Below are 19,827 nucleotides of genomic sequence, written 5' to 3'. Positions count from 1 at the left end.
GGTGCCGCCGTTCCTGTGAGAATCAGGACCATGGAAAGCAGCAGCACCACGGGCGGCAGCACGCGCCGTGAAGCCACCCGGCAGAAGCTCTACGAGGCGGCCGTCACCCTCATCGCCGAGCAGGGCTTCTCCGCCACCACGGTGGACGAGATCGCCGAGCGTGCCGGGGTCGCGAAGGGCACGGTCTACTACAACTTCGCGAGCAAGTCGGTCCTCTTCGAGGAGCTGCTGCGGCACGGCGTGGGCCTGCTCACCGCCTCCCTGAAGGAGGCCGCCGAGCGGAGCGCGCGGGAGGGCGGCAACCGCGTCGACGCCCTGGACGCCATGATCCGCGCGGGCCTGGTCTTCATCGACCGCTATCCGGCCTTCACGCAGCTCTACGTGGCCGAGCTGTGGCGCACCAACCGGGCCTGGCAGTCGACGCTGATGGTGGTCCGGCAGCAGGCGGTCGCGGTCGTCGAGGGCGTGCTGCGCGAGGGCGTCGAGAACGGCGAGTTCAGCGACGAGATCGACATCCAGCTGACGGCGGCCGCGCTGGTCGGCATGGTGCTGGTGGCCGCGCTGGACTGGAAGTCCTTCCAGCCGGAGCGCTCCCTGGACGACGTCCACTCGGCCCTGTCCCGGCTGTTGCAGGGGCGGGTGAGCGGGAAGGGCTGAGCCCTTCCGGGACCGGCACGCGCGCGTGGCCGCGAGAAAGCCGCCCGCGCGCGTGGGCGGACAAAAGCGCCAGGCGGCGCGTGGGCGGACGAAGGCACCGTACTCACGCGGGGGCGGACGAAGGCACCGCACTCACACGCGAGCAGACGAAGGCACCGCACCCGCACGCGAGCAGACGAAGGCACCGCACTCACACGCGAGCAGACGAAAGCGCCGGTCCGCCGTGGCCGCGTCCCCCGCGGGCCACCGTCGGACCGGCGCCTTCCGTGCACCCCCGTGCTTCCCCCGATTTCCCGTTGTTTCCCCCGGGTCCCCTCTCCCCCGTGTCTCGCTTCCGCCGACGGATCGGCGGAAGGAGCGGTCGAGGGCGCCGGCGCCGTTCCGCCGCCCCGTGTCGGCGGTACCGGACCTGGCGCCCTTTTCCGTGCCCCCACTCTCTCGTTCACGCAGGTCGCGGCCCATCCGCGCGCGTACTCAACTCACTCCCTAGGTACGCGTACTCAGCTCTGCGTGCTCAGGCCCAGGACGCGCGGGCGCCGACTGGTTACGATCGCGTCCGTGTCGGTACTCCCCTTGGTCTTCACCAGCGGCTGGGCCAGCGGAATCAACGCGTACGCGGTGGTGCTGCTGCTCGGCTTCTTCGGCGCGACGGGCCTGAGCGACGACGTCCCCGAGACGCTGCAACGCCCCGAGGTGCTGATCATCGCGGGCGTGCTGTTCCTGTGCGAGGCGGTCGCCGACAAGATCCCGTACGTCGACTCGGTGTGGGACTCCGTGCACACGGTGGTCCGCCCGGTGGCGGGCGCCTGGGTCGGGGCGCTGCTCGCCGGGCACAGCGGCTCCCTGTCGGACGTGGCGGCCGGGCTGATCGGGGGCTCGACGGCGCTGGCCAGCCACACGGTCAAGGCCGGGACCCGGATGGCGGTCAACACCTCGCCGGAGCCGTTCAGCAATATCGTGCTGAGCTTCGCCGAGGATCTCGGGGTCGGCGCGATCGTGTCGTTCGCGATGTTCCACCCGCTGGCGGCGGCGATCATCGCCGCGGTACTGCTGGCCACCGGTCTGATCGTGCTGGTGTTCCTGATCTCCCGGATCCGCCGCTTCTGGCGCCGTCGCGCCCAGCGCCGGGAGGAACGCCGGGTCGCGGCCCAGGTGGGCAGGCCGCCGGACTGACGGGCCGCCGAGCCGGAGTGTCGGTGGCGGTCGCTAAAGTCGCGGGCATGGGACGGATTGCGGTGATCGGCGCCGGGATGGGCGCCATGGCGGCGGCCGCCCGGCTGGCCGTCGCGGGCCACCGGGTGACGGTGTACGAGCGTACGGAGACGTACGGCGGCGGGGTGCGCCGGTTCGAGCGCGACGGGTTCGCCTTCGACACCGGCCCGGGGCTGCTGTCGCTGCCCGCCGTCTACCGCGACCTGTTCGTCAAGACCGGCAAGGAGCCGCTGGAGGACCGGGTCGAGCTGGTCCAGGTCGATCCCTCGGCCCGGCACGTCTTCGCGGACGGCACCGAGGTCGCGCTGCCGAACGCGTCCCGCGCGGGCGTCGTCACCGCCCTGGACGAGGCTCTCGGGGCGGGCGCCGGACAGCGCTGGGGTGACTTCCTGGTGCGGGCCCGGGAGGCCTGGGACCGCACCCGGCGTCCGCTGCTGGAGGAGCCGCTGTGGCCGAACTGGCAGGTGCTGGCCGAGCGCGAGCCCTATCCGTCCGTGCCGCACAGGAAGCTGCTGCGCACCCGCCGGGCCGGCACGCTCGCCGAGATCGGTGCCTGGGAGCTGCGCGACGAGCGGCTCGCCGCCCTCCTGAACAGCCATGCCCTCGCCCATGGCCTCAACCCCCGTGACACCCCGGCGAGCGCGGCGGTGCTGCCGTACCTGGAGCACGCCTTCGGCACCTGGTATGTGCGCGGCGGGACAAGGGAGTTGGCGCGTGCGGTGTACGAGCGGTGCGTACAGCGGCGGGTCGAGTTCGTGTTCGGCGCGGAGGTCACCGCGGTACTGGCGAAGGACGGCCGGGCGGCGGGGGTGGAGCTCGCCGGGGGCAGGGTGATCGACGCGGACCATGTGGTGGCCGGAGTGGATCCGGTGCGGCTAGAGGCCCTCACGCGGCTGACGGGGTGCCGGCTGGACGCCGAGGAGGATGTGCGGGCCGACACGAAGGCGGCGCGCCCGGGCCGCTTCACCGTGCTGCTCGCGCTGCGGGGCGGGCCCGAGGCCGGTGCCGCGCACCGCACGATCGTGCACGCCCCCGACGAGGAGACCGAGCTGGACCTGCTGGCCGCTCCCGGCGGCGACCGTCCGGTGCGCCCCACCGTGACGGTGCTGCGCCCCGACGACCCGGCACTGAGACCGGACGACGACCACGAGTCCGTGGTGCTGTCGGCGGTGCTGTCGTCCCACGCGGGCTGGGAGAGGGCCGACATGGCCCGGGTATGTACGGAGTTCCTCCTGGAAGCCGCCGAGGCCGCCGTCCCGGGGCTGCGGGAGCGCCTGATCTGGCACGAGACGCTGCTGCCGGAACGGGTCACGGGGACCGGGGGGTTCGGGGAGGTCTCAGCGCCCGCTCTCGCCGCCGGCAAGGGCCGTTTCCTGCACCCGGCCAACACCACCCGGCTGCCGGGCCTGTACCGGGTCGGCGGCTGGTCGCACCCCGGCGGCGGCCTTCCGCACGCCGGTATGTCCGGGGCGCTGGTGGCCGGGCTGATCGTGGAAGGGCCGGAGTTCCGCGGCTCGCAGTGAGGCGCGGTCCGCGCCGCGCGGAACGGCAGCTTCAGAAACGGTACTGCTCGTCGTACCCGGTGCCCTGCTGGCTCTGCTGCTGGCCCTGCCCGTCGCCCTGGTAGGGGTAGGGCTGCTCCTGCGGGAGTTCGCCGCCGTAGGTCTCGTCGGCGCGCTGCTGGGGGACCCAGACACCGCCCGCCGGGGTCTCGCCGTAGCCGCCGTTGCCGTACTGGCCCTGGGCGTAACCCTGCTGGTCGTACTGCTGGGTGCCGTACGACTGGTCGTACCCGGCGCCGCCGTAGGTCTGGTTGCCGATGTACGGGTCGGAGTAGTTGGCGTACTGCTGCTGGCCGTTGGCGTCGTAGCCGTACTGCTGCTGGCCGTAGCCGGAGTAGTCGTAGGCGTAGTTCTGGTCGGTGCCCTGGGCGGCGTACGCCTGGTCCTGGCCGGCGGTCGCGTAGGCGGGGTCGCCGGTGGTGGCGTAACCGGAGTCGTTGTATATGCCGTAGGAGCCGGTGTCGTCGGGCATCGGCTGCGGCTCGTACACCGCCGTGGACTCGGCGGCCGTGGGCTCGGCGGCGCGACCCGGGGAGAAGACGTCGTCCCGGTCGTAGTCGTCGCCGTAGGCCGGGTTACCGCCGGTGGCGTAGGCGGCCTGCTGGTCGGCGTAGGCGGCGTCGGCCGTCTCCGGGTCGGTGGCCTCCGGGCCCGGGTCCTCGTCGGGCTCGCCGCGGCGGCCCCTGATCAGGCCGCCCTCACCGTCGGCGCCGGGGCGCTTGACCGCCCAGCCGGACTCGAAGCCGCGGCGGAACGAGAGCGTGACGTAGGTCTGGCCGACCGCGAACGCGATCGCGCCCAGCCCGATGACGATCACCGACGGAATCAGGACACCGAACACGACCCCGAGGAAGCCGACGAAGGCGAGCAGCCGCCAGCGCAGCCGCGCCTTGTACTGCAGCAGTACCTCGCCCAGCAGCCACAGTGCGACGATGCCGAACGCTACGTAGAGGACCGTCCAGCCCATGTACGCCCCTCTCCCAGTAACCGCTACGCAGTGTGTCGTACTCCGGTGCGGCCGGTCTAGGCCCGCGGGGGATGGTGCAGGCCAAGGTTCTCGTGGATTTCCAGCGTCGCCGTGGAGCTGTTGAGCGTGATGAAGTGCAGTCCGGGGACGCCTTCGGCCAGCAGCCGTGCGCAGAACTCCGTGGCGAACTCGATACCGATGGAGCGTACCGCCGCCGGATCGTCTTTGGCTGTGAGGATCCGCTCTTTCAGGGCGTCCGGGAAGGACGCGTTGCTGAGTTTGGGCAGCCGTTCCAGCATCTTCACACTGGTGACGGGCAGGATTTCCGGAATCACCGGGGTCTCGCAGCCGGCCGCGGCGACCCGGTCGCGAAGGCGAAGGTACGACTCGGGCTGGAAGAACATCTGCGTGATGGCGTAGTCGGCCCCCGCACGGCACTTGTCGACGAAGTGCCGGACGTCGGTGTCCCAGTCGGCGGAGCGCGGGTGCATCTCCGGGAAGGCGGCCACGCCCACGCAGAAGTCACCGGACTCCTTGATGAGCCGGACGAGTTCGGCCGCGTAGGTCAGGCCCCGCGGGTGCGCCACCCACTCCCCCATCGGGTCGCCGGGCGGGTCGCCGCGCACCGCGAGCATGTTGCGGATCCCGGCGTCCGCGTACTGGCCGATGATGTTGCGCAGTTCGGCCAGCGAGTGGTCGACCGCGGTGAGGTGGGCGACCGGGGTGAGCGTGGTGTCGGCGACGATCTGCTGGGTCTCCCTGACGGTGCCCGCGCGGGTGGAGCCGCCGGCGCCGTAGGTCACGGAGACGAAGTCGGGGGCGACCGCCTCGACCCGCCGGAGCGCGCTCCACAGGTTCCGCTCGCCCTTGGGGGTTTTCGGCGCCGAGAACTCGAACGAGTACGTGGTCTTGCCGGAGGCGAGCATGTCACGCACGGTGCGTGCGCGGTCAGTCCTGGTGGATGCGGTTCCGAGGGCCATACTCGCAGGTTAGCCAGGGGTGGGCGGACACCCAACCGCACTCGGGAGATTTGCCGGGATTGTCCGCCCCGCGTCCGAATACTGGACAAGTTTCCGGACGGTCCGCCGAGGAGCCGCGCCGGCCGGAGCGGCCACGGCCGAGCAGCCGCGCCGGCCGGAGGGGGCGCGATCCAGGCCCTAGGCCGACCGCAGTCGCTTCGCGAACTCGGCCGCCGCGGCGCCCGGGTCGTCGGCCCCGGTGAGCGCGCGGACCACGACCACCCGGCGGGCGCCCGCGTCCAGCACCTGGTCGAGGTTGCCCAGGTCGATGCCGCCGATGGCGAACCAGGGGCGGTCCGTGCCCAGGGCGGCGGTGTACCGCACCAGGCCGAGGCCGGGGGCGGGGCGGCCGGGCTTGGTGGGGGTGGGCCAGCAGGGACCGGTGCAGAAGTAGTCCACACCGTCCTGGACGGCGGCCGCGGCGGCCTCGGACTCGGCGTGCGTGGAGCGGCCGATCAGGACGTCCGGCCCGAGGAGCGCCCGGGCGGCCGGGACCGGCAGGTCGCCCTGGCCGAGGTGGAGCACGTCGGCGCCGGCCGCGTGGGCGACGTCCGCGCGGTCGTTGACCGCGAGCAGCTTGCCGTGCCGGGCGCAGGCGTCGGCGAACACGGCGAGGTGCTCCAGCTCCTCGGCGGCCTCCATGCCCTTGTCCCGCAGCTGCACGATGTCGACACCGCCCGCCAGGACCGCGTCCAGGAACCCGGCGAGGTCGCCCTGCTCCTTACGGGCGTCCGTGCACAGGTAGAGCCGGGCGTCGGCCAGCTGGGCGCGGGCGGTGTCGGTCATCGGTGTGTCCCCCGTCGTGTCGGTACTGGCTGCCTCAGACGGCGAGCGCCTGGGCGCGGCGCTTCACCTCCGTGCCACGATTCTCGCTGAGCGCCTGCGCGGGGGTACCGGGCAGGGTCTCGTCGGGCGTGAAGAGCCACTCCAGCATCTCTTCGTCCGTGAAGCCGTCGTCCCGCAGGAGCGTCAAGGTTCCGGACAGGCCCTTGACGACCTTGTCCCCGTCGATGAAGGCGGCGGGGACGTGCAGCGCGCGGTTCTCACCACGGCGAACGGCGATGAGCTGGCCCTCCTTGACCAGCTGCCGCACGCGCGTCACATCGACGTCCAGCATCTCTGCGATGTCGGGGACGGTGAGCCAGGCGGGGACGAGAGCATCGGTCTTTGCGTCAATCTCGGTCACGGAAACAAGGGTAGGCGTTCCGGCGGGTGGGGCGCGATGGATCGTTGGCCGGGTGCGGCGCCCTGGGGGTCGGTCACGCGGTTCCCCGCGCCCCTACCGGGGCGCTCCGGTCGCGTTCTTCAGCGGGCGGGACGGATCCGCCAGTGCCTCCGCGTCCATGCGGGTGTTCGCCTCGATCAGCCTGCGGCCCTGCGCCAGGTCTCGCGGCCGGCCTACCGCCAGCAGAGCGACCAGGCGGTCCTCGCGGAGCCAGCAGACGCTCCAGGCCGGTCCCGTCGGGTCGCCGCGCCAGATCATGCGGTCGGCGACGGCATGGTGGCCGGCGTACTGCACGAAGCGGCCGAACTGCTCCGACCAGAAGTACGGCACCGGGTCGTAGACCGCGTCGGACTCGCCGAGGATGTTGGCGGCCACCGTGCGCGGGCCCTGGAGGGCGTTGTCCCAGTGGTGGACCAGCAGGCGCTCGCCGTAGCGGCCGGACGGGAAGGAGGCGCAGTCGCCGACCGCGTAGACGTCCGGGGCGCCGGTGCGCAGCCGGTCGTCGGCGAGCACCTCGCCGTGCGCGCCCAGTCCGATGCCGGAGCCGGCCAGCCAGGCGGTGGCGGGGCGGGCGCCGATGCCGACCACGACGGCGCCCGCGGGCACCCGCGAGCCGTCGTCGAGCACCACCGCGCCGGGTTCGACCCGCGCCACGCGCGTGTGCGTGCGCAGTTCGGCGCCGCTGTCGGCGTACCAGCCGGCCATCGGCGCCGCCACCTCGGCCGGGAGCGCTCCCGCGAGCGGGCGGTCGGCGGCCTCCACGACGGTCACCGCGCAGCCGGCCTGCCGGGCCGCGGTGGCGAACTCGGCGCCGATCCAGCCCGCGCCGACCACCACGATGTCGTGCTGCCGGGCGAGCACGGGCCGCAGCCGCTCGGCGTCGTCCAGGGTGCGCAGCAGATGGACGCCGGGCACGCCCTCGGTGCCGGGCAGCGTGATCGGCTCGGCACCGGTCGCGAGCACCAGGGCGTCGTACGGCACCGGTCCGGACTCGGTGTCCAGCTCACGGTCGGCGGGGCGCACGCCGAGGGCCTCACGGCCCAGCGCCAGCTCGATGCCGAGCGCCTCGAAGTCGACCTCGAAGGCGGAGCCCTCGGACTTGCCGAGCAGCACCGCCTTGGAGAGCGGCGGCCGGTCGTACGGCTGGTGCGGCTCGGCGCCGATCAGGGTGACGGTGTCGGTGAACCCCCGCTCGCGCAGGGCCACGGCGGTCTGCACCCCGGCCATGCCCGCGCCCACGACGACCACGCGTCGCCTCTGTGACGTGCTCGGTCGCTGCGTCTGCTCGCTCACCTGATCACCATAGACAAGAACGATAGACAACTGACAAAGAGTCAGTCAGGTGGCGTGCTGGGTGACCTGTTCCACACCGCCGGGGCAGGCCGTCCTACCGGGGCGGAGCCACCCGGGCTAGGGTGGCCGGGAAGCACACGCGGGAGCCCGGACGCACCGGGCTGAGAGGGAGGCTGGCGGCCTCCGACCGTACGAACCTGATCCGGGTCATGCCGGCGAAGGGAGGGGCTGGACGCCCATGTCCGCACATACGTCCGACGTCCTCGTCATCGGGGGCGGAATCATCGGCCTGGTGACGGCCTGGCGGTCCGCGCAGCGCGGGCTCGCCACCGCCGTGGTCGACCCCGAGCCCGGCGGCGGGGCCGCGCAGGTCGCCGCGGGGATGCTGGCCGCGGTCACCGAACTGCACTACGGCGAGCAGACCCTGCTGGGGCTCAACCTGGCCTCCGCCCGTCGCTATCCCGACTTCGCCGCCGAGCTCACCGAGCTGACCGGCCACGACCTCGGCTACCGGCGCTGCGGCACCCTCGCGGTCGCGCTGGACGCCGACGACCGGGCGCACCTGCGCGAGTTGCACGCCCTCCAGCAGCAGTCCGGGCTGGACTCCGAGTGGCTGTCCGGGCGGGAGTGCCGGCGCCTGGAACCGATGCTCGCGCCGGGCGTGCGCGGCGGGCTGCGGGTCGACGGCGACCACCAGATCGACCCGCGCCGGCTGGCGGCCGCCCTGGTGGCCGCGTGCGAACGGGCCGGGGTGGTCTTCCACCGCGACTGGGCCGAGCGTCTGGAGGTGGCACGGGAGCGGGCGGCCGGTGTCGTCACGCGCGCGGGCGACCTGCTGACCGCGGACCGGGTCGTGCTCGCCGGCGGCAGCCTGAGCGGGCGGCTGGCGGGGGTGCCGGACGAGGTGCTGCCGCCGGTGCGGCCCGTGAAGGGGCAGGTGCTGCGGCTGACCGTGCCCGCACCGTACGCGCCGTTCCTGAGCCGGACCGTGCGGGCCGTGGTGCGCGGCGGCCATCTCTACCTGGTGCCCCGGGAGAACGGCGAGCTGGTCGTCGGGGCGACCAGCGAGGAGCTGGGCTGGGACACGACGGTCACGGCGGGGGGCGTGTACGAGCTGCTGCGCGACGCGCACGAGCTGGTGCCCGGCATCACCGAGCTGCCGCTGACCGAGACCCGGGCCGGGCTGCGTCCCGGCTCCCCCGACAACGCGCCGCTGCTCGGACCGACCCGCCTCGAGGGACTGCTGCTGGCCACCGGGCACCACCGCAACGGAGTGCTGCTCACGCCGGTCACGGGAGACGTGATGGCGGAGCTGCTGACCGGCGGTGAGCTGCCGGAACAGGCCCGTCCGTTCACCCCGAAGCGTTTCGGCCCCGTCCCCGGCGCACTCCTGGAGCAGACCGCATGAACATCTCCGTCAACGGGGAGCGCCGGGAGATCACCCCGGGCACCGCTCTCGACACGCTCGTGAAGTCCCTGACGGTCGCGCCGTCCGGGGTGGCCGCCGCGGTCAACGAGACCGTCGTACCGCGCGGGGAGTGGCCGGGTACGGCGCTCGCCGAGGGTGACCGCGTGGAAGTACTGACCGCCGTACAGGGAGGCTGAGCCATGGCCGACGATCCGTTCGTGCTCGGGGGTACGTCCTTCTCCTCCCGGCTGATCATGGGGACCGGCGGTGCGCCCAGCCTGGAGGTGCTGGAGCGGGCGCTGGTCGCGTCCGGGACCGAGCTGACGACGGTCGCGATGCGGCGGGTGGATCCCGGCGTACGGGGGTCCGTGCTCTCGGTCCTCGAACGGCTGGGGATCCGGGTGCTGCCGAACACGGCGGGGTGCTTCACCGCCGGGGAGGCCGTGCTGACGGCCCGGCTGGCCCGGGAGGCGCTGGGGACCTCGATGGTCAAGCTGGAGGTCATCGCCGACGAGCGGACCCTGCTCCCCGACCCGATCGAGCTGCTTGACGCGGCGGAGACGCTGGTCGACGACGGGTTCACGGTGCTGCCGTACACCAACGACGATCCGGTGCTGGCCCGGAAGCTGGAGGACGTCGGGTGCGCCGCGGTGATGCCGCTCGGGTCGCCGATCGGGTCGGGGCTCGGGATCCGTAACCCGCACAACTTCCGGCTGATCGTCGAGCACGCGCGCGTGCCGGTGATTCTGGACGCGGGGGCCGGTACGGCGTCCGACGTGGCGCTGGCGATGGAGCTGGGCTGTGCGGGGGTGATGCTGGCGTCGGCGGTGACCCGGGCGCAGGATCCCGAACGGATGGCGTCCGCCATGCGGGCCGGGGTGGAGGCGGGGCGGCTGGCCCGGCTGGCCGGCCGGATCCCCTTCCGCCACTTCGCCGAGCCGTCGTCCCCCACGGAGGGCCTGGCCGCGTTCCACCCCGAGCACCCCGCGTTCTGACCGCCGGCCCCCTCCCGCCCGTCTCTCTCCCCCCCACGGACCCCCGAATCGGTTGGCCGAAAAGCCGGACTCTCCCGTGGGGGCCGAACACCGTCGGCGACCGCGGGACGTACGGGGGGAGCCCTGCCGGGCGCGTGGTGGGCGGCCGTCGGGGGCGCGCGTCGTCGGCGCGTGTGGGGCGCGTGGAGGGGCGCGCCGCGTCACAGGTGCGCTGCAAGTCGGTGGGGAAATCTGTCTCACCTGTGGGGGTTTCAGCCGGGGCTCGTACACTCGCGGGGTGGATACGACGCTTCAGGACCCCCTCGTCGGGCAGGTGCTCGACGGCCGTTATCGCGTCGACGCGCGAATCGCCGTCGGCGGGATGGCCACGGTCTACCGGGCCCTGGACGTCCGGCTGGACCGGGTGCTCGCGCTGAAAGTGATGCATCCGGCGCTCGCCGCCGACGGGTCCTTCGTCGAGAGATTCATCCGCGAGGCCAAGTCGGTCGCCCGGCTGGCCCACCCGAATGTCGTCCAGGTGTTCGACCAGGGGACCGACGGGCCGTACGTGTATCTCGCGATGGAGTACGTCGCCGGGTGCACCCTGCGTGACGTGCTGCGTGAGCGCGGCGCGCTGCAGCCGCGGGCCGCGCTGGACATCCTGGAGCCCGTGCTGGCCGCGCTGGGCGCCGCGCACCGCGCCGGGTTCGTGCACCGGGACATGAAGCCCGAGAACGTGTTGATAGGGGACGACGGGCGGGTCAAGGTCGCCGACTTCGGGCTCGTGCGGTCCGTGGACAGCGTCACCAACACCACCGGCGCGGTGCTCGGGACCGTGGCGTACCTGGCGCCCGAGCAGATCGAGAGCGGGGCCGCCGATCCCCGCGTCGACGTGTACGCGTGCGGTGTCGTCCTCTACGAGATGCTCACCGGCGAGAAGCCGCACGATTCGGACTCGCCCGCGGTGATCCTCTACAAGCATCTCCACGAGGACGTGCCGCCGCCGTCCGCCCTCGTGCCGGGGCTGGCCTACGAGCTGGACGGGCTGGTCGCCCACGGCACCGCCCGCAACCCCGAGGTCCGGCCGTACGACGCCGTCGCGCTGCTGGCCCTGGTGCGGCAGGCGCGGGCCACCCTGCGGGACGAGCAGCTGGACGCCGTACCTCCGCAGGCTCTCTCCGAGGCACATGACATAGCCGAGGACCGCACCAGCGTCATTCCGCGGTCGCTGGCCTCCCCCACGCTCGGCTTCGCTCGCGCGGGAGGACCCCCGTCCCGGCCGCTGCCCGTCGACGAACCGGACGACAAGGTCCTGATGACGAGCCGGTTCGAGGCGCCCCCGGTGCCGGAGCGGCGGCACGGGGCCCGCCGCCGGTCCCGGCGCGGGCTGGTCACGCTCGTCGTCGCCGTACTGGTCCTCTTCGGTGCCGGCACCGGTATCTGGTACATCAACTCCGGGCAGTTCACGAAGGTCCCGCCGCTGCTGTCGAAGACCGAGGCACAGGCCACCGCGCGGCTGAAGGAGGCCGGGCTCGACATCAAGAAGGTCGAGCACGCCTACAGCGACACGGTCAGGCGGGGCACGGTGATCAGCACCGACCCGGCGGCCGGCAAGCGCATTCGCAGCAACGACTCGGTGACGCTCACCATCTCGGACGGCCCGGAGACGGTGAAGGTGCCGGACGTGCAGGGCCGGACGCAGGCCCGGGCCAAGGCGCTGCTGAAGGCCGGCGGGCTCGAACCGGGCATGGTGACGCGGGAGTTCAGCGACGACGTGCCCAAGGGGTCGGTCATCTCCACCGATCCGGGTCCCGGGAGCAGGCGGCACGCGGGGACGGCGATCGCGCTCGTCGTCAGCAAGGGTTCGCCGGTCGACGTCCCGGATGTCACCGGTGACACCCTGGACGACGCCCGGCAGGAGCTTCAGGAGGCCGGGCTGAAGGTGACCGTTTCGGCCACCGAGGTCACTTCCGAGTACGACCAGGGGCAGGTGGCCCGGCAGACCCCGGCGGGCGACGCGCAGGCCGCCGAGGGCGACACGGTGACGCTGACGCTGTCCAAGGGCCCGGAGATGGTCGAGGTGCCGAACGTGGTCGGGGCCACGGTCGACGACGCGACGAAGCTGCTCGAGCAGTCCGGCTTCCAGGTCAAGGAGGACCGCGGGCTGTTCGGGCTGTTCGGCAACACCGTGAAGCGGCAGTCGGTGGACGCCGGGGAGCAGGCGCCCAAGGGGTCGACGATCACCATCACCATCCGGTGACCGGGGCCGGCCCATGGCGTGACACCCTTGACGGGTGAAGAGCCACCCGTCCCGTCCCTCCGGCACCCCGCGGTCCGGTCCCACCCGCAACCCCGTCGGCGGTCATGTCCCGGTGGCCGGTGGCCTGCACTCGGTGGGGCTGTCGTACGCCCGTGAGCTGAAGGCCGAGACCGTGCAGGTCTTCGTCGCCAATCCGCGTGGCTGGGCCACCCCGGCGGGCAGCCCCCGGCAGGACGAGGCGTTCCGGGCGGCCTGTGCGGAGGGGGCGATCCCGGCCTACGTGCACGCCCCCTACCTGATCAACTTCGGTTCGCACACCGAGGCGACGGCTCAGCAGTCGGTGGAGTCGCTGCGGCACTCGCTGCGGCGCGGGCGGGAGATCGGGGCGCTCGGGGTGGTCGTGCACACCGGGAGCGCCACCGGCGGGCGGGCCCGGGAGGTCGCGCTGAAGCAGGTGCGGGCATATCTGCTGCCGCTCCTCGACGAGCTCACCCATGACGACGACCCGTTCCTGCTCCTGGAGTCCACCGCCGGACAGGGCGCCTCGCTCTGCTCGCGGACCTGGGACTTCGGGCCGTACTTCGAGGCGCTGGACGCACATCCCAAGCTGGGCGTGTGCCTGGACACCTGCCATGTGTTCGCCGCCGGGCACGACCTGACCGGGCCGAGCGGCATGCACCAGACGCTGGACCTGCTGGTGGAGACGGTCGGCGAGGGACGGCTGAAGCTGATCCACGCCAACGACTCCAAGGACGTCGTCGGCGCGCACAAGGACCGTCACGAGAACATCGGTGCCGGGCACATCGGCGAGGATCCGTTCCGCGCGCTGATGACCCACCCGGCGACCGCGGGCGTACCGCTGATCATCGAGACGCCCGGCGGCAAGGAGGGGCACGCGGCCGACGTCGAGCGCCTCAAGCGGCTCCGCGACGGCTGACCGCGCCCGGGTCAGCCGACCGCCAGCGGCACCGCCGCCAGCAGCAGTCCCGCCCCGAGCAGCGCCATCGACCGGCGCAGCCACCGGTACTTCGCCGAGAGGATGACACTGACGTCCTGGAACTGGGTGAGCAGCCGGCCCACCCGGTCCGCGCCGACCTCGGCGGCGGCGCGGCGCAGCGCCTCCCGGTCGGTGACGGTGAGCGCGTCGGCGTAGAAGGTCGGGCCCGGTGCCGAGCGGAACGTACGGGCCGTACAGCACGAGGAGGCGGCCGCCACGCAGTTGCTCGCGGTGGTCGCCGTAGTCCGCCGGTTCCTGGAAGACCCGGCGCAGCCTGCGCAGTTCGTCCTCCGGGAGCGGGCGGCCCGTTACCGGAACGAGCCCCAAGCCTTCCCGGGAATACCCCAGGGGGGTATATATGTCGTTGTCTCAAGAGGGATCCGCACCTGACACCGGGGATCAGCCATGGACCACGACCACACCCTTCACGAGCACCACGGACACGACGAGCACCACGGGCACGCGGAACAGCCCCACACGCACCACGAAGCACACGGGACACACGCCGCGCGCGGCCCCGCCGGCGCCTCCTGGGCCATGGCCGTCCAGGCGACCCTGCACTGCCTCACCGGCTGCGCCATCGGGGAGGTGCTCGGCATGGTCGTCGGCACGGCCTTCGGCTGGGGGAACCTGCCCACCACGCTGCTGGCGATCGTGCTGGCGTTCTTCTTCGGCTACTCGCTCACCATGCGCGGAGTGCTGAGGGCGGGCGTCGACCTGCGCACCGCGCTGCGGGTGGCGCTGGCCGCGGACACCCTCTCGATCGCCGTGATGGAGCTGATCGACAACGGCACGATCCTGGTCTGGCCGGCCGCGATGGACGCCCAGCTGGGCGACGCGCTGTTCTGGGTCTCGCTGGCCGTCTCGCTGGTGATCGCGTTCGTGGTGACGACCCCGGTCAACAAGTGGACGATCGGCCGGGGCAAGGGACACGCGGTGGTGCACCGATACCACCACTGACCCGGCCCCGGGAACTCAGAGTTCCGGACCGTCCCCCGGCCCCTCCTGGTAGGAGTAGCGCTGCTCCTTCCAGGGGTCGCCGAGGTTGTGGTAGCCGCGCTCCTCCCAGAAGCCGCGCCGGTCGGCGGTCATGTACTCGATGCCGCGGACCCACTTGGGGCCCTTCCAGGCGTACAGCTGGGGGACGACCAGGCGCACCGGGAAGCCGTGCTCGGCGGTGAGGAGTTCGCCGTCCTTGTGGGTGGCGAAGATCGTGCGGTCGCCGGCGAAGTCCGCGAGGCGCAGGTTGGAGCTGAAGCCGTACTCCGCCCACACCATCACATGGGTGACGTCGGGAGCGGGCGGCGCGAGCTCCAGGACGGTCCACGCCGGGACCCCGCCCCACTCGGCGCCCAGCATGCTGAACTTGGTCACGCAGTGCAGATCGGCGACCACGGTGGTGTACGGCAGGGCCGTGAACTGCTCGTGGTTCCAGGTGTGCGGGCCCGCGTCGGCGGTGGCGCCGAACACCCTGAACTCCCAGCGCTCGGGACGGAACTTGGGCACCGGACCGTAGTGGGTGACCGGCCAGCCGCGCTGCAGCCGCTGCCCCGGCGGAAGCCCGGCTCCCGCGGCTTCTCTCGACGCGTGTTCCACCGGATGACCCATGCCTTCCATCCTGACAGACCACGGACGGTGCATCCGACCACGCAGATCTCTCAAAGATCAGCAAATCGGTCAACTAGCACCAAGTGCACCCTTACTTACTAAGTACGCACTTACTGGACGATCTTCCGTGCCGGTGCAATCATGCGCCGCACACACCCAGTGCGTCCCCCACGTACCCATGCGGAAGGAGCCTCTGCGATGCAGGGCGACCCCGAGGTCATCGAATTCCTCAACGAGCAGCTCACGGGTGAGCTCACCGCGATCAACCAGTACTTCCTGCACGCGAAGATGCAGGAGAACTTCGGCTGGTACAAGCTCGCGAAGTACACCCGGCACGAGTCGTTCGACGAGATGAAGCACGCCGAGGTGCTCACCGACCGGATTCTGTTCCTGGAGGGGCTGCCCAACTACCAGCGGCTCTTCCACGTGCGGGTGGGGCAGACCGTCAAGGAGATGTTCGAGGCGGACAAGCAGGTCGAGGTGGAGGCCATCGACCGCCTCAAGCGCGGGATCAAGGTGATGCGCGAGAAGGGCGACATCACGTCCGCGAACATCTTCGAGTCCATCCTGGAGGACGAGGAGCACCACATCGACTACCTCGACACCCAGCTGGACCTGGTGGAGAAGCTCGGCGAGGCGCTCTACATCTCGCAGATCATCGAGCAGCCCGAGAGCAGCTGAGTCACGCGGCTTCGTCGAGCGCGTCGTACTCCGAGAGATCCGGGAGATCGGTGGAGAGCACCGGGCGGCCCTGGTCGGCCAGCTCACGGCGGGGGCAGGCGCCCCGGCCGAGAATCGCCTGGATGCGACGGACGCACGAACCGCAGTCCGTGCCCGCCTTGCAGGCGGACGCTATCTGGCGAGGGGTGCAGGCCCCGTCCTCCGCGTGCTGCTTGACCTGCGCTTCGGTCACCCCGAAACAGCTGCAGACGTACACGCGGATTCACCTCCCGCCGGGATCGATCAGTGGTGCCGTCCCGATTGGTCGGTGAGGCAAACCTAACCTTACCCATCACCCGGCGAGTGCAAAAGTGGAGTGGGGCGCGGATCGCATGTGATCCGCGCCCCACTTCCCGCGAGACTCCCCGCGAGGCCGCCTACTGGTCGCGGTACATCTCCGCGACCAGGAACGCCAGGTCGAGGGACTGGCTGCGGTTCAGGCGCGGGTCACAGGCCGTCTCGTAACGCTGGTGCAGGTCGTCGACGAAGATCTCGTCGCCGCCGCCCACGCACTCGGTGACGTCGTCACCGGTGAGCTCGACATGGATGCCGCCCGGGTGGGTGCCGAGCGTCTTGTGGACCTCGAAGAAGCCCTTGACCTCGTCGAGCACGTCGTCGAAGCGGCGGGTCTTGTGGCCGGAGGCCGCCTCGTACGTGTTGCCGTGCATCGGGTCGGTGATCCAGGCGACGGTGGCGCCCGAGGCGGTGACCTTCTCGACCAGCTCGGGAAGCTTGTCGCGGACCTTGTCGGCGCCCATCCGGACGACGAAGGTCAGCCGGCCCGGCTCGCGGTCCGGGTCGAGGCGGTCGATGTACTTCAGCGCGTCCTCGGCCGTCGTCGTCGGGCCGAGCTTGAGGCCGATCGGGTTGCGGATCTTCGAGGCGAACTCGATGTGCGCGCCGTCCAGCTGCCGGGTGCGCTCACCGATCCACACCATGTGCGCCGAGACGTCGTACAGCTTGCCGGTGCGGGAGTCGACCCTGGTCAGGGCGGACTCGTAGTCCAGCAGCAGCGCCTCGTGCGAGGAGAAGAACTCGACCGTCTTGAACTCCTCGGGCTCCGCGCCGCAGGCCCGCATGAAGTTCAGCGCGTTGTCGATCTCGCGGGCGAGCTGCTCGTAGCGCTGGCCCGACGGGGAGGACTTCACGAAGTCCTGGTTCCAGGCGTGCACCTGGCGCAGGTCCGCGTAACCGCCGGTGGTGAAGGCACGCACCAGGTTCAGCGTGGAGGCGGACGCGTTGTACATCCGCTTCAGCCGCTCGGGGTCCGGGACGCGGGAGGCCTCGTCGAACGCGAAGCCGTTGACGGAGTCGCCCCGGTAGGTCGGCAGCGTCACCCCGTCACGGGTCTCGGTCGACTTGGAGCGCGGCTTGCTGTACTGGCCGGCGATCCGGCCCACCTTCACCACCGGGACGGACGCGGCGTACGTCAGCACGGCGCCCATCTGGAGGAGGGTCTTGAGCTTGTTGCGGATGTGGTCGGCCGACACCGCGTCGAAGGCCTCGGCGCAGTCGCCGCCCTGGAGGAGGAACGCCTCTCCCTTGGCGACCGCCGCCATCCGGGCGCGCAGCTGGTCGCACTCGCCCGCGAAGACGAGCGGCGGATACGACTCCAGCTCCGCAACGACTGCGCGCAGAGCCTCGGGGTCGGGGTACTCGGGCTGCTGCGCCGCGGGCAGGTCTCGCCAGGTGTTGCCGGCGCTCGGGCCGGTCTTAGCGTTCACGGTCACACCGTAAACATTACGGGGTCGTGTCGACTGTTTTTTCCCTGGCTCGACTGGTGAGACGGAGTGATTGCCCTGTGGACGGAGTGCGGGGTGCGGTAGGGTTTCCGCATGTTCGCGCTTTCGAACCAGAACTGGTGGTGGACCGCTTCTCCGGCGGCCCACTGACTGCGCGTACGCAAGACTTCGCGAAGGCCGCCCGAGGGGCGGCCTTCGGCGTTTCCGGGGCCGTTCCTCTCCACCTGCAAGGGACCGCAGAGGACTCATGGACCTGACCCAGCTGCTCCACGACGACCGCCCGTTCGCCCTGCTCCGCCGCCGTGCCCCCGGCCATGACGAGAGCACGGTGGAGGTGCTGCTCGGCCCGGTCACCGCGCGTGACCGGCTGGCCGCACTGCCCGAGGAGGGGCTCGCCCTGGTGCCCTTCCGCCAGATCCGCGAGCGCGGCTTCGACGTCCGCGACGACGGCACGCCCCTGCTGGTCCTCACCCCCGAGGAGACCCACACCCTGCCGCTGGCGGACGCCCTGGCCCAGCTGCCCGGGCACGCGGTGCGGGTCGAGGACGGGGGCTTCGACGTCGACGACGAGGAGTACGGGGAGATCGTCGGCCGGGTGCTGCGGGAGGAGATCGGCCGGGGCGAGGGCGCGAACTTCGTGATCCGGCGGACCTACCGGGGCCGGATCCCGGGCTTCGGCCGGGCCGACGCGCTCGCGCTGTTCCGGCGGCTCCTGGAGGGCGAGCGGGGCGCGTACTGGACGTTCGTGGTGCACACCGGGGACCGGACCCTGGTCGGCGCCAGTCCTGAGGTGCACGTCCGGATGTCCGGCGGCACGGTGGTCATGAACCCGATCAGCGGGACGTACCGCTATCCGGCCGAGGGGCCCACTCCGGACCACCTGCTCGGCTTCCTCGCCGACGGCAAGGAGATCGAGGAGCTGTCGATGGTCGTCGACGAGGAGCTCAAGATGATGTGCACGGTGGGTGACATGGGGGGCGTGGTGGTCGGGCCCCGGCTCAAGGAGATGGCCCACCTCGCGCACACGGAGTACGAGCTGCGCGGCCGGTCCTCGCTGGATGTGCGGGAGGTCCTGAAGGAGACCATGTTCGCGGCGACCGTCACGGGCTCGCCGGTGCAGAACGCCTGCCGGGTGATCGAGCGCTACGAGCCCCTCGGGCAGGACGGGGTCGGGCGTGGCTACTACGCGGGTGCGCTGGCCCTGCTCGGCCGGGACTCCGGCGGCGCCCAGACCCTGGACTCCCCCATCCTGATCCGCACCGCGGACATCTCCTCGGAGGGCCTGCTGCGGGTCCCGGTCGGCGCCACGCTGGTGCGCGGCTCGGACCCGGCGGGCGAGGTCGCGGAGACGCACGCGAAGGCGGCGGGGGTCCTCGCGGCTCTCGGGGTACGGCCGGCACGACCGCGTACCGAGGGGACGCGGCCCCGGCTGGCCGACGACCCCCGGGTGCGGGCCGCGCTGGACGGGCGCCGGGCCGCGCTGGCGCCGTTCTGGCTGCGGATGCAGGAGCGGACCGGGGAGCTGGCCGGACACGCGCTGGTGGTGGACGCCGAGGACACCTTCACCGCGATGCTCGCGCACGTGCTGCGGGCGGCCGGGCTCGACGTCACCGTCCGGCGCTACGACGAGCCCGGGCTGCGGGCGGCGGTGCTCGCCCACGAGGGGCCGGTGGTGCTGGGCCCGGGTCCCGGTGACCCGTCCGACCTGGACGATCCGAAGATGCGGTTCCTGCGGGAGCTCACGGCGACCGTGATCCGGGAGCACCGGCACGGGGTGCTGGGCGTCTGCCTGGGACACGAGCTGATCGCGGCCGAGCTGGGCCTGGACATCGTACGGAAGGAGGTGCCCTACCAGGGGGCGCAGACGACCGTGGACCTGTTCGGGCGCCCGGAGACGGTCGGCTTCTACAACAGCTTCGTGGCCCGCTGCGAGGAGGACACCGCGCGGGAGCTGGCGGCGCACGGCGTGGAGGTGAGCCGGGCGGCCAACGACGAGGTGCACGCCGTACGGGGGCCGGGGTTCGCCGGGGTGCAGTTCCACCCCGAGTCGGTGCTCACGCTGAACGGCGCCGCCGTGGTGCGGGAGCTGATCGGCCAGGTGCGCGGCACCGGCACGTTCTCCGAGCGGCGGCCGGCCCGGTAGTCCAGGACGTCCAAACCACAGGGTCCGCCCAGAAAGAACG

General features: G+C 72.0%; 21 protein-coding genes and 1 riboswitch. Of the genes, 12 read left to right on the top strand and 9 right to left on the bottom strand.

All coding sequences use genetic code 11. The annotated features are described in order from the left end of the window. The first annotated feature begins 30 nt into the window (after positions 1–30). The 3 genes from ACWDGI_RS17785 (at position 31) to ACWDGI_RS17775 (ending at position 3,392) form a co-directional block, all read left to right on the top strand. Positions 31–657 (top strand): TetR/AcrR family transcriptional regulator, encoded by a 627-nt coding sequence (locus ACWDGI_RS17785; RefSeq protein WP_450759978.1) that lies wholly within the window; start codon positions 31–33, stop codon positions 655–657. A 558-nt stretch (positions 658–1,215) separates the two neighbouring features. Further along, a complete protein-coding gene (locus ACWDGI_RS17780; protein ID WP_450759976.1) occupies positions 1,216–1,830 on the top strand; it encodes a DUF4126 domain-containing protein in 615 nt (204 codons plus the stop codon). Positions 1,831–1,877: 47 nt separating this feature from the next. Further along, positions 1,878–3,392, top strand: a complete 1,515-nt coding sequence (locus tag ACWDGI_RS17775) for a phytoene desaturase family protein (RefSeq protein ID WP_450759974.1) — start codon at positions 1,878–1,880, stop codon at positions 3,390–3,392. 31 nt (positions 3,393–3,423) lie between these two features. Here ACWDGI_RS17775 and ACWDGI_RS17770 read toward each other — a convergent pair whose 3' ends face one another. From ACWDGI_RS17770 to ACWDGI_RS17750, 5 genes are all read right to left on the bottom strand, one after another. Next, positions 3,424–4,398, bottom strand: coding sequence for an SCO2102 family sporulation regulator (locus tag ACWDGI_RS17770; RefSeq protein ID WP_450759972.1), 975 nt, complete (start codon positions 4,396–4,398; stop codon positions 3,424–3,426). A gap of 56 nt (positions 4,399–4,454) precedes the next feature. Further along, complete coding sequence (gene metF / locus ACWDGI_RS17765; protein ID WP_450759970.1) at positions 4,455–5,378, bottom strand: methylenetetrahydrofolate reductase [NAD(P)H]; 924 nt, start codon at positions 5,376–5,378, stop codon at positions 4,455–4,457. Positions 5,379–5,555: 177 nt separating this feature from the next. Continuing rightward, a complete protein-coding gene (thiE, locus tag ACWDGI_RS17760) occupies positions 5,556–6,203 on the bottom strand; it encodes a thiamine phosphate synthase (RefSeq protein WP_450759968.1) in 648 nt (215 codons plus the stop codon). A gap of 34 nt (positions 6,204–6,237) precedes the next feature. Next, positions 6,238–6,603: an Rv2175c family DNA-binding protein gene (locus ACWDGI_RS17755; protein ID WP_450759966.1), complete on the bottom strand. Its 366-nt coding sequence runs from the start codon at positions 6,601–6,603 to the stop codon at positions 6,238–6,240. A 93-nt stretch (positions 6,604–6,696) separates the two neighbouring features. Beyond that, positions 6,697–7,935, bottom strand: a complete 1,239-nt coding sequence (locus tag ACWDGI_RS17750; RefSeq protein ID WP_450759964.1) for an NAD(P)/FAD-dependent oxidoreductase — start codon at positions 7,933–7,935, stop codon at positions 6,697–6,699. Between the two features lie 129 nt (positions 7,936–8,064). Continuing rightward, positions 8,065–8,176: riboswitch (TPP riboswitch) on the top strand. On the opposite strand from ACWDGI_RS17750, the gene thiO reads away from it, so the two are divergent. The 5 genes from thiO to ACWDGI_RS17725 all read left to right on the top strand — a co-directional run bounded on the left by thiO (position 8,174) and on the right by ACWDGI_RS17725 (position 13,514). Beyond that, complete coding sequence (gene thiO, locus ACWDGI_RS17745) at positions 8,174–9,343, top strand: glycine oxidase ThiO (protein ID WP_450759962.1); 1,170 nt, start codon at positions 8,174–8,176, stop codon at positions 9,341–9,343. Its footprint overlaps the riboswitch before it by 3 nt. Further along, positions 9,340–9,540 carry a sulfur carrier protein ThiS gene (thiS, locus tag ACWDGI_RS17740; protein ID WP_360482358.1) on the top strand — a complete coding sequence of 67 codons (201 nt, stop codon included), beginning with the start codon at positions 9,340–9,342 and terminating at the stop codon, positions 9,538–9,540. The genes thiO and thiS overlap by 4 nt, the downstream gene beginning before the upstream one ends. Positions 9,541–9,543: 3 nt before the next feature. Next, positions 9,544–10,338, top strand: a complete 795-nt coding sequence (locus ACWDGI_RS17735; protein ID WP_450759960.1) for a thiazole synthase — start codon at positions 9,544–9,546, stop codon at positions 10,336–10,338. A 277-nt stretch (positions 10,339–10,615) separates the two neighbouring features. Then, positions 10,616–12,577, top strand: a complete 1,962-nt coding sequence (gene pknB, locus ACWDGI_RS17730) for a Stk1 family PASTA domain-containing Ser/Thr kinase (protein ID WP_450759958.1) — start codon at positions 10,616–10,618, stop codon at positions 12,575–12,577. A gap of 34 nt (positions 12,578–12,611) precedes the next feature. Then, positions 12,612–13,514 (top strand): deoxyribonuclease IV, encoded by a 903-nt coding sequence (locus ACWDGI_RS17725; protein WP_450759956.1) that lies wholly within the window; start codon positions 12,612–12,614, stop codon positions 13,512–13,514. Between the two features lie 11 nt (positions 13,515–13,525). On the opposite strand, the gene ACWDGI_RS17720 is transcribed toward ACWDGI_RS17725, so the two are convergent. After that, complete coding sequence (locus ACWDGI_RS17720) at positions 13,526–13,792, bottom strand: Pycsar system effector family protein (protein ID WP_450759954.1); 267 nt, start codon at positions 13,790–13,792, stop codon at positions 13,526–13,528. Between the two features lie 187 nt (positions 13,793–13,979). Here ACWDGI_RS17720 and ACWDGI_RS17715 point away from each other — a divergent pair, with 187 nt between their 5' ends. Beyond that, on the top strand, positions 13,980–14,534 hold the full coding sequence (locus ACWDGI_RS17715; protein WP_450759952.1) for a DUF4396 domain-containing protein: 555 nt from the start codon (positions 13,980–13,982) through the stop codon (positions 14,532–14,534). A 15-nt stretch (positions 14,535–14,549) separates the two neighbouring features. Here the strand turns inward: ACWDGI_RS17715 and ACWDGI_RS17710 are convergent, their stop codons facing one another. After that, positions 14,550–15,182, bottom strand: coding sequence for a sulfite oxidase-like oxidoreductase (locus ACWDGI_RS17710; protein ID WP_450759950.1), 633 nt, complete (start codon positions 15,180–15,182; stop codon positions 14,550–14,552). 198 nt (positions 15,183–15,380) lie between these two features. On the opposite strand from ACWDGI_RS17710, the gene bfr reads away from it, so the two are divergent. Next, positions 15,381–15,863: a bacterioferritin gene (gene bfr / locus ACWDGI_RS17705; protein ID WP_362567597.1), complete on the top strand. Its 483-nt coding sequence runs from the start codon at positions 15,381–15,383 to the stop codon at positions 15,861–15,863. A 1-nt stretch (position 15,864) separates the two neighbouring features. Here bfr and ACWDGI_RS17700 read toward each other — a convergent pair whose 3' ends face one another. Next, on the bottom strand, positions 15,865–16,119 hold the full coding sequence (locus tag ACWDGI_RS17700) for a (2Fe-2S)-binding protein (protein WP_450759948.1): 255 nt from the start codon (positions 16,117–16,119) through the stop codon (positions 15,865–15,867). 160 nt (positions 16,120–16,279) lie between these two features. Continuing rightward, positions 16,280–17,632, bottom strand: a complete 1,353-nt coding sequence (locus ACWDGI_RS17695; protein WP_450759946.1) for a class II 3-deoxy-7-phosphoheptulonate synthase — start codon at positions 17,630–17,632, stop codon at positions 16,280–16,282. Positions 17,633–17,737: 105 nt separating this feature from the next. On the opposite strand from ACWDGI_RS17695, the gene ACWDGI_RS17690 reads away from it, so the two are divergent. Further along, positions 17,738–17,794, top strand: a complete 57-nt coding sequence (locus ACWDGI_RS17690) for a trp operon leader peptide (protein WP_111582571.1) — start codon at positions 17,738–17,740, stop codon at positions 17,792–17,794. Between the two features lie 97 nt (positions 17,795–17,891). Next, on the top strand, positions 17,892–19,787 hold the full coding sequence (locus ACWDGI_RS17685; protein ID WP_450759944.1) for an anthranilate synthase family protein: 1,896 nt from the start codon (positions 17,892–17,894) through the stop codon (positions 19,785–19,787). Positions 19,788–19,827: the final 40 nt, after the last annotated feature.

The organism is Streptomyces sp. NPDC001220, assembly GCF_053597895.1.
Note: the sequence above shows the minus strand (reverse complement) of the source record. Positions and strands in the feature narration are given on the sequence as shown.